Here is a 12,684-nt window from a genome sequence, read left to right as displayed (position 1 = left end):
CCGGCGACCCCTTCCGCACGGTAAGTAACTCGTTTACCCTTCTCAGACACACCTCAGAAACTGTGTCTGGGAGGGGTTTGCCGGTATGGCTCGTCACCGCAGCAAGACCGTCGGCAGCAAGATCGTCGGCGCTGTCGCCTTCCTGGCCCTGGCCGTGCCGTCGGCTCCGCCGGCGCACGCCGACTTCGACGACATAATGGATGTGTTGTTCGCGCCGTTTCTGACCGCCGCGGGTGCCCTCGACGGCGACGCCGTGTTCGACACGACCGCCTGGGCCTCGTTCCTGTCCTCCGCTCACTGGGACGCCGCGCTAGCCGCCTTGGCCGAGCCGGGTCCGGCCGTCGGATTCGACTTCTATTCCGGCCTGCATGACGCCGCCGAGAAGTGGATCGACAGCGAGCTGGGCGGGCAGGTCAACGGCGTCATCAACCAGTTGTTCGGATCGACCGTCATCGGCAACGGCGCGGCCGGCACCGAAGCGCACCCCGACGGCGGTCCTGGCGGTTGGCTGTTCGGCGACGGCGGTGCCGGCTGGAACAGCACCACCGATGGTGTCGCCGGGGGTCATGGCGGCGCGGCCGGGATCTTCGGCGACGGCGGCGATGGCGGTGACGGCGGCGCGGGGGCCGCCGGTGGTGACGGCGGTGCCGGCGGCTGGCTGATGGGCAACGGCGGCCACGGCGGCGACGCGGGCAACGGCGCCACCGACACCCCCGCCGGACTGCCCGCCCTCGGCGGCGCCGGCGGCACCGCCGGGCTCTGGTACGGAACCCACGGTGCCGCAGGTCATTTCGGCACGCTGCCGGACGGAATCACCGGAACGGTGGCCCCTCCGGTGGAGGTGTCCAACGGCTGGCTCACCAACGCCGCCGGCCAGGTCGTCATCTGGCACGGGCTCAACCAGGTCTACAAGATCCCGCCCTACGAGCCCTCCGCCAACGGCTTCGGCGAAGACGACGCCGCGTTCCTGGCCGCCAACGGCTTCAACGCGGTACGCCTCGGTGTCATCTGGGCCGGCGTGGAGCCGCAACCCGGCGTCATTGATTACGACTACCTGGCATCGATCCAGCACACCGTGGACATCCTGGGCCAATACAACATCGTCGCCATCCTCGACATGCACCAGGACCTCTACGGCGGCAGCCTCGGCGGCGACGGCGCCCCGGACTGGGCAACCGTCACCGGTGGGCTGCCCAACGTGGACGCGGGCTTCCCGGGCAGCTACTTCGTCAGCCCGGCCCAGAACCATGCTTGGGACGCGTTCTGGGCCAACACCAAAGCCCCCGATGAGATCGGCCTGCAGAACCACTACGCGCAGACCTGGCAGGCCGTCGCCGACTACTTCAAGGGCAACCCCCACGTTGCCGGCTACGAGATCATGAATGAGCCGTGGGCCGGCTCGCACTGGCTGGGCAGCCTGTTCGGCAATCCCTACTTCGACTCCCAGCAACTGACCCCGTTCTACAACCAGATCGATGCGGCGATCCGGTCGGTCGACCCGAACAAGACGGTGTTCTTCGGGCCGACCACCCTCGACGCCAGCCTGCCGGTGCCCAACCACCTGGGCACGGTGGACGACCCCAACACGGCCTTTTCCTTCCACCACTACTGCATGGCGACCGCGCTGGTACCCACCTCCAGCTTCGGCTGCGACTGGAACGCCGACGTCGTCCTCGGGTACGCGATGGACTACGCAAGGGAGCACAACATCCCGGCGCTACTGAGCGAGTTCGGGGCCACCAACAACCTCTCGACCATCACCGCCGGCATGAACTCCGCCAATCAGCATCTGATCGGATGGACCGAGTGGGCCTACACCGGCAACGACATCACCAGTACGTCGCCGCAGGACCAGGCGCTGGTCTACGACCCGAGCAAGCCGCCGGTCGGCGACAACGTCAACTTCGACAAGCTCGACGTATTGGCCCAGCCCTACCCGCAACTGATTTCTGGCACCCCGACGTCCTGGTCGTTCTCGGGCGGTGTGTTCTCGTTCAGCTACTCCACCGACCACGCTGACGGCTCCGGAGCATTCGCGACCGGATCGCAGACCACCATCTCGGTGCCCCTGAGCCAGTACCCCAACGGTTACTCGGTCAGCGTCACCGGCGGCGAGATCACCTCCGGACCGAACGCCTCAGTGCTGATCATCAGCTCTGATGCCGGCGCAACCTCCGTGAATGTGACCGTGTCTCCGACGTCGTAGCAAGACCCAATCTCTCCCCCGGTAAGTCACCACCTTGCACGGTGTAAGCAACTCATCTACCTTCTCAGACACAACTTAGAAAGTTGTACACGTCCCCGGAGAAAGGTCCGCCGAGATGGCTCGTCACCGCGGCAAGGCTGCGCGCAGCAAGATCGTGGGCGCTGTCGCGTTCCTGGCCCTGCTCGTGCCGTCGGCCGCGCCGGCGCACGCCGACTTCGACGGCATGATGGACGGGCTGTTCGCGCCTTTCGCCACCATCGAGGGCACGCTCGACGGTGACGCCCTGTTCGACACCACCGCGTGGGACACCTTCCTGTCCGCCGAGCATTGGGACGCCGCCGTTACCGCGCTGGCCGAGCCGGGCCCGGCCGTGGGATTCGACTTCTACGCCGCGCTGCACGATGCCGCTGAACAGTGGATCGACAGCGAACTGGGCGGGCAGGTCAACGGTTTCATCAACCAGCTCTTCGGATCGACGGTCATCGGCAACGGCGCGGCCGGCACCGAGGCCAACCCCGACGGCGCCGCTGGAGGCTGGCTGTTCGGCGACGGCGGTGCCGGCTGGAACAGCACCACCGATGGTGTCGCCGGGGGTCATGGCGGCGCCGCCGGGCTCTTCGGCAACGGCGGGGCAGGCGGTGACGGCGGGGCTGGGGCCGCCGGTGGTGACGGCGGTGCCGGCGGGTGGCTGATGGGCAACGGCGGCCACGGCGGCAACGCCGGCAACGGCGCCACCGACACCCCCGCCGGACTGCCCGCCCTCGGCGGCGCCGGCGGCACCGCCGGGCTGTGGTACGGAACCCACGGCGCCGCAGGTTATTTCGGCACGCTGCCGGACGGAATCACCGGAACGGTGGCCCCTCCGGTGGAGGTGTCCAACGGCTGGCTTGTCAATGGCGATGGCCAGGTCGTCATCTGGCACGGGCTCAACCAGGTCTACAAGGTCTCGCCGTATACGCCGTCGTCCGACGGCTTCGGCGAGGACGACGCGGCGTTCCTGGCCGCCAACGGCTTCAATTCGGTGCGTCTGGGCATCATTTGGGCCGGCGTGGAGCCACAACCCGGCGTCATTGATTACGACTACCTGGCATCGGTCAAGGACACCGTGGACATGCTGGCCCGCCACAACATCGTCGCGATCCTCGACATGCACCAGGACCTGTACAACGAGGAGTTCGGCGGCGAGGGCGCTCCGGATTGGGCCACCTTCAACGGCGGGCTACCCCACTTCGGTCTCGGCTTCCCGGCCACCTACCCCCTGAGCCCGGCGCAGAACTACGCCTGGGATGCGTTCTGGGCCAACACCAAAGCATCCGATGGCATCGGTCTGCAGAATCACTACGCGCTGTCGTGGCAGGCGGTGGCCGACTACTTCAAGGGCGATCCCAACGTGGCCGGCTACGACATCATGAACGAGCCGTGGGCGGGCACGCACTGGCTGGGCAGCATTTTGGGCAACCCGTACTTCGACGCCCAGCAGCTGACCCCGTTCTACAACCAGATCGACGCGGCCATCCGATCAGTCGACCCGCACAAGACGGTGTTCTTCGAGCCGAACACCCTCTTCGGCAGCACGCCGATTCCGACGCACCTGGGCACGGTGGAGGACCCCAACTCGGCCTTCTCGTTCCACCACTACTGCCTCACGACCGCGTTGTTCCCGGGCACCAGCTTCGGCTGCGACTGGAACGCCGACATCGTGTTCGGATACGCACAGGACTACGCGCGAGCACAACATCCCGGGGTGGCTCAGCGAGTTCGGCGCCACCAACAACCTCTCGACCATCACCGCCGGCATGAACTCCGCCAACCGGTACCTGTTCGGCTGGTCCGAGTGGGCATACAGCGGCAAGGACATCACCAGCATCTCGCCGGAAGACCAGGCGCTGGTCTACGACCCGAGCAAGCCGCCGGTCGGCGACAACGCCAACTTCGACAAGCTCGACTTGTTGGCCCAGCCCTACCCGCAGCTGATCTCCGGCACCCCGAACTCCTGGTCGTTCTCGGGCGGCGTCTTCTCGTTCAGCTACTCCACCGACCAGGCCGATGGTTCCGGCAGCTTCGCGGCCGGTTCCCTGACCACCATCTCGGTGCCGCCCAGCCAATACCCGCACGGCTACAACGTGAGCGTGGCCGGCGGACATGTCACCTCCGACCCAGGTGCCTCGGTGCTGACCATCGCATCCGGCTCCGGCGCCGCCACGGTGACGGTGACCCTCACCCCGAAGTAGGCCGCGGGCGCTGCGCCAGCGGTATCGGCGGGACGCTGGCGCGCACGGTCTGGCGTACCTCACCGAGGCCCTGGACCTGCAGCGTCACCACGTCACCGTCGCGCAGCCAGCCCGGAAATGATTGTGGCGCAGCGGGATCAAGATGCTCGACCAGCGTGCAGGTGGGCACGGTGCCGGAGCCGAAGACGTCGCCGGGGGCAAGCGGCACCCCGCGGGATGCGTAGCTGATGATCTCGCCGAAACTCCAGTCCATGGCCCCGGTCGAGCCGAGCCCGACGATCACGTCATTGACGATCGCGGTGGCATGCAGGCTTAGTTTGCCGTCGCGGCGGTAGGGTTCGAGCTCATCGGGGGTGACCAGATACGGCCCGAGGGTGACGCCGCTGTCCTTGCCCTTGCCTTGCCCGATCGCCAGCACCCCCTCCTGGGCTTGCAGGTCGCGCGCGGACCAGTCGTTGAAGATGGTGTAGCCGATGATGGCCCGCTCGGCTTCGGCCACCGACAGGTTCGCCCCCGGCGTTCCGATGACGGCGGCGACCTCCAGTTCGAAGTCCTGACAGGCACTCCCCGGCGCTGCCGGCACATCGTCGTAGGGTCCCAGAACGGTTGTCGGGCAGGCGAAATAAAAGGCCGGGATCTGATACCACACGTCGTCGAGCTCGCGGCTGCGACCAGTCGCGGCCAGGCAGTTGCGCATGTGGTCCAAGAAGCACAGGCTGTCGCGGATCGACGGCGGCCGTGGGATCGGCGCCATCAGCGCCACCTGGTCGAGCCGCACCGTGGCCGACGGCGCGGTCAGCGCCCGCTCGCCGGCTTCGCGCAGCCCGTCCGCGCCCAGCCCGATCAGATCCAGCAGCGTCGTTCCCGGCGCCGCGGCGTGGATCACCTCGCCGTGCAGCACCCCGGTACGTTCGCCGTCCTCGCTTCGATAGGTCACCCACCGCACTGGTCAATCTTCACGTACCACCTCGTCAGGTGTCTTGTCGGGCCGCAAGCCGCGCCAGCTCGGTTGCCGCAGCCGGCCGTCGCCGGTCCGCTCGCTGTAGCGCACCTCCCCCACCAGCGTCGGCCGCACGAAGGTGACGCCCTTGGCATCGGCGCGAGGCAGCGGCGCGTCGAAGGGCGATTCCTCGATGGGCGTCAGTTTCTTCTTCAGAGCGGCGAGCGCGCGGTCGGTGAACCCGGTGCCGACCCGCCCCACAAACCGCAGGCCGTCGGCATCGGGAATGCCCATCAGCAGCGAGCCGATCCCCCCGCCCCGGGCGCCCTCGCCGGCTCGCCAGCCGCCGATCACGACCTCCTGGGTTCGCCAGTGCTTGGCCTTGACCCACGCCGGTGACCGGCGGCCGGGCTGGTAGGCCGAGTCCCACTTCTTGGCCACCACACCCTCCCAGCCCAGGGCGCGGGACTGTTCGAGCGCCTCGGCGCCGTCGGGGGCCAACAGGTCTTTGACCACCACACCGGTTCCCTGCGCAAGCGTTTCCAGCAGGCGGCGACGGTCCCGGTAGGCCACCCGCAGCAGCGGACGGCCGTCGAGGTAGAGCAGGTCGAAGGCCCAGAACTCCACCCGGGCCGAGCGGGCGCTGTTCTGCATGGCGGCGAAGCTGGGAACACCGTTGTCGTCGAGTGCGACGATTTCGCCGTCCAGCACCAGGTTGTGTTCGGTGAGGTCGGCGGCCAGCGACCGCAGTTGGGGGTATTGGCCGGTGACGTCACGCCCACTGCGGGCACGCAGCCGAACCCGGCCCCGGTCGGCCTCAACCAGCAGCCGGTAGCCGTCCCACTTACCTTCGAAGGCCCAGTCGTTCGGGTCCAGGTGGGTCACCGCGCCGTGGGTGGCCAGCATCGGGGCCAGGTCATTGACGGTGAATGCCTGCTGGTCTCTCATCCGGTGCGCCAGCCACTGATCGCCGCCGGTGCGGATCAGCGCGTATCGGCCGGTGATCCGGTTGCCCTGCAGCACCACGATCACCTCGCCCTTCTCGGGCGTGTCCTCGAATTTCTCGGTCACGTAGCTGCCGGAATCCCAGATGTGCACCGTGCCGGCGCCGTACTCGCCCTTGGGGATGGTGCCCTCGAAGCCGCCGTATTCGAGCGGATGGTCCTCGGTGCGCACCGCGAGATGGTTGACCGCCGGGGTGTCCGGCAGATTCTTGGGCACCGCCCAGCTGACCAGCACGCCGTCGCGCTCCAGCCGGAAGTCGTAGTGCAGCCGGCGGGCGTGGTGCTCCTGGATGACGAAACTGTCGCCGCCGCCCGGCGCCGGGGCCGTGGCAGGCACCGGTTCGGGGGTTTTGGCCGCGTCGCGTTTGGCCCGGTATTCGGTGAGCCGGTCGTGTTTGGGCAGCGGCGGGTCCAGCCCGGCCAGCAGGTCGCCGTCGCGCTCGACGCGGGCCAGTACCTCGTCGTAGCGCAGCTGCCGCAGCTTCGGGTCGTCCAGCTCAGCCCAGGTGCGCGGCGCGGCCACCGTCGGGTGCTCGCGCCCGCGCAGCGAGTACGGCGCGATGGTGGTCTTCGCCGCGCTGTTCTGGCTCCAGTCGAGGAAGATCTTGCCGGCCCGCAGTTTCTTGGTCATGGTCGCGGTGACCAGCTTCGGCATGGCGCTTTCAAGTTGTTGCGCAACGCGTTTGGCCACCGCGGCCGCACCGGCGCTGGTCACCGGACGCTCCAGCGTGGTGTACAGGTGCAGTCCCTTGCTGCCGCTGGTCAGCGGGAAGATGTCCAAGCCCAATTCGGTCATCAGTTCCCGGATGGCCCGCGCGACCTCGGCCAGTTGGCTCATCGTCACGCCCTCGCCGGGGTCCAGGTCGAACACCAGGCGAGTCGCGGGGCCGGGTTTGAGCACCTCGCCGCCGCGCGTCCATTCGGCTTCGAAACGCCACTGCGGTACGTGCACTTCCAGTGCGGCCTGCTGGGCGATCCAGGCCAGGCCGTCGAGGTCGTCGATGATCGGATAGGCGGTGGTGCCGGAGCGATGCTGCACCGCGCCGCGGCGTAGCCAGGCCGGCGCCGAGCTGGCCAGCTGCTTTTCGAAGAAAGAGTCCTGTTCGACACCGTTGGGCCAGCGTTTGCGGGTGGCCGCGCGTCCGGCGATGTGCGGCAGCATCACCTCCGCGATGCGCGTGTAGTAGTCGAAGACGTCGGCCTTGGTGGTGCCCGTCGCGGGGTAGAGCACCTTGTCGGCGTTGGTCAGCTTCACCCGGGTCTTGGAGGACTCAGCGCCCATGCTGTCAACCTACGTCGCGGCCACGTCGTCTCAATACCGGTTACTCGCGTGTTGGGGTGGGCATACTGGCCTCATGCGTTCCATCTGGAAGGGTTCGATCGCATTCGGTCTGGTCAACGTCCCGGTGAAGGTCTACACCGCCACCGAGGACCACGACATCAAGTTCCGTCAGGTGCACGCCAAGGACAACGGGCGGATCCGCTACCGGCGGGTGTGCGAGGAGTGCGGTGAAGTCGTCGACTACGGCGACATCGCGCGGGCGTATGAGGCCGACGACGGCCGGATGGTGGTGATCACCGACGACGACCTCGCGAATCTTCCCGAAGAGCGCGACCATGAGATCGCGGTGCTCGAGTTCGTCCCGGCCGCTGATCTGGACCCAATGCTCTTCGACCGCTCCTACTTTCTGGAGCCGGCGACGAAATCGATCAAATCCTATGTGCTGCTGGCGAAGACGCTGGCCGAAACCGACCGGGTGGCGATCGTCCATTTCACCCTGCGCAACAAGACCCGGCTGGCGGCGCTGCGGGTCAAGGACTTCTCCAAGCGCGACGTGATGATGGTGCACACCCTATTGTGGCCGGACGAGATCCGCGATCCCGACTTCCCCGCCCTGGACGTCAAGGTCGATATCAAGCCGGCCGAGCTGAAAATGGCCGGGCAGGTAGTCGAATCGATGGCCGACGACTTCGACCCCGACCGCTACCACGACACCTACCAGGAACAGCTGCACGAGTTGATCGAGGCCAAACTAGAAGGCGACGAGGCGTTCACCCCCGAGGAGCGGCCCGCCGAACTGGATGCCACCGAGGACGTCTCCGACCTGTTGGCCAAGCTGGAGGCCAGCGTGAAGAAACGCTCAGCCGCCAAAGAAGCCCCCGCCAAAGAAGCCCCGGCCAAGAAGGCTCCGGCGAAAAAGGCACCGGCCAAGAAGGCGTCCGCTAAGAAAGCTCCGGCGAAGAAGGCCGCCGCGAAGTAGCGCCGACCAGCGCGGGCCGCTGGCGCACCCGCTGCGGCCACCAGAACCAGCGTCCGAGCAGCGTGGCGATGGTCGGTGTCATGAACGAGCGCACGATCAACGTGTCGAACAGCAGGCCCAACGCGATGGTGGTCCCGATTTGGCCGAGGATCCGCAGGTCACTGAAGATGAACGACGCCATGGTGGCGGCGAACACCAAACCGGCCGCGGTCACCACCGACCCGGTTCCGCCCATCGCCCGGATGATGCCGGTGTTCAAGCCGGCACCGATCTCCTCTTTGAACCGTGAGATCAGCAGCAGGTTGTAGTCCGAGCCCACCGCCAACAGCAGGATGACAGCCAGGGCCAGCACGATCCAGTACAGGTGAATGCCGAACAGGTACTGCCACACCAGCACCGAGAGCCCGAATGAGGCGCCCAGCGACAAAGCGACGGTGCCCACGATGACGATCGCCGCGACCAGGCTTCGGGTGATGATCATCATGATCAGCAAAATCAGGCTCAACGCGGCGATCCCGGCGATCAGCAGGTCGTACTTCGCTGCGTCGGCGATGTCCTTGTAGGTCGAGGCGGTGCCGGCCAGATAAATATGCGAGCCCTGCAGCGGGGTGCCCTTGACGGCCTCCTTCGCGGCGTCGCGGATCTTGTCGATGTGCGAGATGCCTTCCGGGGTGGCCGGGTCGCCCTCGTGGGTGATGATCATCTGCGCGGCTTTGCCGTCCGGCGACAGGAACAGCTTCATCCCGCGTTTGAACTCCGGATTGTTGAACGCCTCGGGCGGCAGATAGAAGGAGTCGTCGTTCTTGGCTTCGTCGAAGGCCTGTCCCATGGCGGCCGGGTCGTCGTTGGCGGCCGCGGACTGGTCGCTGATGCCGGAGTTGGTGGCGTAGTTGTTCAACGCCAGGTCACGGTTGACCCGCTGGCTTTCGATCTGCGACGGGATCAACTCCACCAGCTGCGGTTGCAAGGCGTCCAGTTGGTCGAAGGCCGTAGTGAGCTGTTCGAGCTTTTCGCTGAGCTTGTCGATGCCGTCCTGCAGGTCGAAGACGTTGCGCAGCGCCGCGCACACGGGGATGTCGAAGCAGTGCGGTTCCCAGTAGAAGTAGCTGCGAATCGGCCGGAAGAAGTCGTCGAAGTTCGCGATCTGGTCACGCAGGTCGTTGGTGAGGGCGACGGTGTCGTGAAAACTCTGGGTTTGAGTGTGGGTGGCATCGGCGAGTTGCTGCTGCAGCGCGTACTGCTGTTCCAGTGTGTGGACCGACTTCTCCGCTTCAGCGGCCTGCTTGAGCAGATCAGCCGCCCGGTCCATCTGGTACTTCAGGTTCTGGGTCTGCGCGACGCTGCCCTGGCCGACCGCGAACGGTATCGAGGTGTGCTTCAGCGGGGTGCCCAACGGCCTGGTTATCGATTGCACCTTGGCGATGCCCGGGGTGTGGAACACCGCATGGGCGACCCGCTCCAAGACCAGGAAGGACGCCGGGTTGCGCAGGTCGTGGTCCGACTCGATCATCAGCAGTTCCGGGTTCAGCCGGGCTTGGGAGAAGTGGCGTTCGGCGGCCGCGTAGCCGATATTGGCCGGCGCGCGGTCGGGCATGTATTCGCGGGCGTCGTAACTGGTCTTGTAGCCCGGCAGGGCGAGCAGACCGATCAGGGCGACCGCGCACGCCACCACCAGGATGGGCCCGGGCCAGCGGACGATGGCGGTGCCGATTCTGCGCCAGCCGCGGGTACGCATCGCCCGGGTGGGTTCGAAACGGCCGAATCGGCTGCCCAGCGTGAGCACGGCCGACGTGAGGGTCAGCGCGGCGATCAGCGCCACGAAGATGCCGATGGCCGCGGGCAGCCCCAGGGTGTGGAAGTAGGGCAGCCGGGTGAAGCTCAAGCAGTACACCGCGCCGGAGATCGTCAGGCCCGAGCCGATCACGACGTGTGCGGTACCGCGGTACATGGTGTAGAAGGCGGTTTCCGGGTCTTCGCCGGCCGCACGCGCCTCCTGGTAGCGGCTGATGATGAAGATCGCGTAGTCTGTTCCCGCGGCGATCGCCAGCAGGGTCAGCAGATTCGTTGAGTACGTGGATAATCCGATGACCTCGTGGTAACCGAGAAATGCGACGAATCCGCGAGCGGCGGCCATCTCGATGGCGACGGTGAGAAGCGCCAGCAGGGTGGTTGCCACTGAGCGGTAGACGGCGAACAGCATGACCGCGATGACCAGGAATGTGATCGCGGTGACCTTGTTGGTGCCCTCGCTGCCGACCGAGAACTGGTCGGCGACCAGCGGCGCCGCACCCGTCACGTAGGCCCGGACGCCGGGCGGTGCCGGTGTGTTCTCGACGGTCTCGCGGACGGCGGCAACCGATTGGTTGGCCAACGTCTCGCCTTGGCTTCCGGACAGAAACACCTGCGCCAGAGCGGCTTTGCCGTCGTTGCTCTGCGAGCCGGCGGCGGTCAGCGGATCGCCCCAGAAGTTCTGGATGTGCTGGACGTGCTCGGTGTCGCGTTCCAGCTTGGCGACCAGGGTGTCGTAGAAGCGGTGGGCGTCGGCGCCGAGCGGCTGCTCGCCTTCGATGACGATCATCGCCGCACTGTCGGTATCGTACTGCTGGAACACTTTTCCGATGCGCTTCGCCGCTTGATACGACGGCGCGTCCGGAGAACTCATCCCCACGTTGTGCGCTTCGGCGACCACTTCCAGCTGCGGCACCAGACTGTTCGTGACCGCGGCCAGTGCCACCCAGAACAGCACGATCGGCAGTGCCAGACGGCGAATGGTGTGCGGCCAGAAGGGTCTTCGGCCGTCCTTGCTCATCCGGACTTGTCCAAGCAGAAGGTGTAGGCGCTCACGGTGTCGACGATCCTTTCGTCTTTGAGCTCGCCGTCGATGAAGATGCGGCAGCCCAACATGTTTCCGCTGCCCTGCGCCCGCAGGTCGGCGATGACGGCCGGTTCGGTCGTGGTCTCCTGATACCTCCACGGCAGCGGGGCGTCGATGACCTGCTGTGGGGCGGCGTCGACATCGAGGTAGTTGATGGTGGCTGTGGCACCCGGGGCGCCCGGCGCGCCGAAGACCTCATAGACGACGTCCTTGGGGTTAAACGGGACGATCTCCTCGCCCGCGTCGCTGGAGGTCGACGTGGTGTCGCCCGCGCCGAAGATGCCGTGCAGCCGGTAGACGCAGAACGCCGCGACGGCGACCACCGCCACGGCGACTATGACCATCCACCCACGCCGGACCAGCGGAAAAAGCGACGGTCTGCGCACCGGCCAAGCGTACGGTACGGAACCGTACGGCTCAATAGTGCGGCGGCGGTGATTTCGTGACGGCGGGCCTCAGCGTGCGCAGCGGGTCAGGCCCGGAATGACCACTTCGTCGACGAGACTCGCCACCGTGCGCGCCGTGGTCGCCCGGCCCGACACCAGAGACCGGAAAATGAGGTATCCGGGCAACACGTCCCACAGGTCGTCATTGACGGCGGCGGCGTCGATCTCCCCGCGGTCGACGGCCTGCCCCAGGATGTGGAGCATCAGCGCCTTGCGCTGATCGATGAACTGGTGCTGCATCGCATCGTTGAGCGAGGGGTTTCGCGACACTTCCACCAGCACGGCGCGGACGGTGCTCGCATGCTGCGCGGTCTGCTCGCAGACCAGCTCGCCCAGCCGCACCAGATCGCCGCGCAGAGTGCCGGTGTCGGGCGGGACGGCGACCTGGCGGATGCCCTCGGTAAACGCGGCCAGCACCAGTTCGGCCTTCGATGGCCAACGCCGGTACACCGTGGCCTTACTCGCCCGCGCGGTCGCCGCGACCGCATCCACCGTCAACCGGTCGTAGCCGTTCTCCTGCAACAGCTGCAGCGTGACTTCCAACAGCTCGACTTCACGCGGCGACCAGGTTGAGGTGCCGGCAACGTCGAGGTTCTGACTCACGGCATCAACCATAGAGCGCCGTCGAATCGAAAGAGCGTTCAGCGACGTCAGGGTGGGGCTTTGTTGAGGGCGCGTTCGGTGTTGATGCGGTGGGTGCGGTCTTGGGTGCGGGTGCGTT

The 12,684-nt window shown here is 66.8% G+C and carries 7 protein-coding genes and 2 pseudogenes; 4 read left to right on the top strand and 5 right to left on the bottom strand.

From position 1 onward, the window contains the following. The first annotated feature begins 85 nt into the window (after window positions 1-85). The 3 genes and pseudogenes from A5771_RS17175 to A5771_RS24115 all read left to right on the top strand — a co-directional run bounded on the left by A5771_RS17175 (window position 86) and on the right by A5771_RS24115 (window position 4,437). On the top strand, window positions 86-2,206 hold the full coding sequence (locus A5771_RS17175) for a cellulase family glycosylhydrolase (protein WP_064856402.1): 2,121 nt from the start codon (window positions 86-88) through the stop codon (window positions 2,204-2,206). 115 nt (window positions 2,207-2,321) lie between these two features. Then, window positions 2,322-3,794, top strand: a pseudogene (locus A5771_RS24560) (glycoside hydrolase family 5 protein); the annotation flags it as partial. A 208-nt stretch (window positions 3,795-4,002) separates the two neighbouring features. Beyond that, complete coding sequence (locus A5771_RS24115) at window positions 4,003-4,437, top strand: hypothetical protein (RefSeq protein ID WP_234783095.1); 435 nt, start codon at window positions 4,003-4,005, stop codon at window positions 4,435-4,437. On the opposite strand, the pseudogene A5771_RS17170 reads toward A5771_RS24115, so the two are convergent. Continuing rightward, window positions 4,436-5,383, bottom strand: a pseudogene (locus A5771_RS17170) (fumarylacetoacetate hydrolase family protein); the annotation flags it as partial. The gene A5771_RS24115 and the pseudogene A5771_RS17170 overlap by 2 nt on opposite strands. A gap of 3 nt (window positions 5,384-5,386) precedes the next feature. Then, on the bottom strand, window positions 5,387-7,663 hold the full coding sequence (locus A5771_RS17165) for an ATP-dependent DNA ligase (protein WP_064856400.1): 2,277 nt from the start codon (window positions 7,661-7,663) through the stop codon (window positions 5,387-5,389). A 73-nt stretch (window positions 7,664-7,736) separates the two neighbouring features. Between A5771_RS17165 and A5771_RS17160 the strand changes: the two genes are divergently transcribed. Next, the gene (locus A5771_RS17160) at window positions 7,737-8,642 is read left to right on the top strand and encodes a Ku protein (RefSeq protein ID WP_064856399.1); all 906 of its coding nucleotides are present in this window, start codon (window positions 7,737-7,739) and stop codon (window positions 8,640-8,642) included. Here A5771_RS17160 and A5771_RS17155 read toward each other — a convergent pair. From A5771_RS17155 to A5771_RS17145, 3 genes are all read right to left on the bottom strand, one after another. Further along, window positions 8,605-11,451, bottom strand: coding sequence for an RND family transporter (locus tag A5771_RS17155; RefSeq protein WP_064856398.1), 2,847 nt, complete (start codon window positions 11,449-11,451; stop codon window positions 8,605-8,607). The genes A5771_RS17160 and A5771_RS17155 overlap by 38 nt on opposite strands. Next, window positions 11,448-11,903, bottom strand: a complete 456-nt coding sequence (locus tag A5771_RS17150; protein ID WP_207545468.1) for an MmpS family transport accessory protein — start codon at window positions 11,901-11,903, stop codon at window positions 11,448-11,450. The genes A5771_RS17155 and A5771_RS17150 overlap by 4 nt, the downstream gene beginning before the upstream one ends. Before the next feature lie 69 nt (window positions 11,904-11,972). After that, window positions 11,973-12,578 carry a TetR/AcrR family transcriptional regulator gene (locus tag A5771_RS17145; protein ID WP_064856396.1) on the bottom strand — a complete coding sequence of 202 codons (606 nt, stop codon included), beginning with the start codon at window positions 12,576-12,578 and terminating at the stop codon, window positions 11,973-11,975. Window positions 12,579-12,684: the final 106 nt, after the last annotated feature.

This window comes from Mycolicibacter sinensis, from assembly GCF_001667375.1.
Lineage (GTDB): Bacteria > Actinomycetota > Actinomycetes > Mycobacteriales > Mycobacteriaceae > Mycobacterium > Mycobacterium sinense_A.
The sequence above is the reverse complement of the archived record's forward strand: the minus strand, read 5'-3'. Positions and strand labels throughout refer to the sequence as shown.

Bases quoted from the DNA above. Each gene is read 5' to 3' on its own strand.
- A5771_RS17175 (WP_064856402.1), top strand. From the start codon at position 86: ATGGCTCGTCACCGCAGCAAGACCGTCGGCAGCAAGATCGTCGGCGCT.
- A5771_RS24115 (WP_234783095.1), top strand. From the start codon at position 4,003: ATGAACTCCGCCAACCGGTACCTGTTCGGCTGGTCCGAGTGGGCATAC.
- A5771_RS17145 (WP_064856396.1), bottom strand. From the start codon at position 12,578: ATGGTTGATGCCGTGAGTCAGAACCTCGACGTTGCCGGCACCTCAACC.
- A5771_RS17160 (WP_064856399.1), top strand. From the start codon at position 7,737: ATGCGTTCCATCTGGAAGGGTTCGATCGCATTCGGTCTGGTCAACGTC.
- A5771_RS17155 (WP_064856398.1), bottom strand. From the start codon at position 11,451: ATGAGCAAGGACGGCCGAAGACCCTTCTGGCCGCACACCATTCGCCGT.
- A5771_RS17165 (WP_064856400.1), bottom strand. From the start codon at position 7,663: ATGGGCGCTGAGTCCTCCAAGACCCGGGTGAAGCTGACCAACGCCGAC.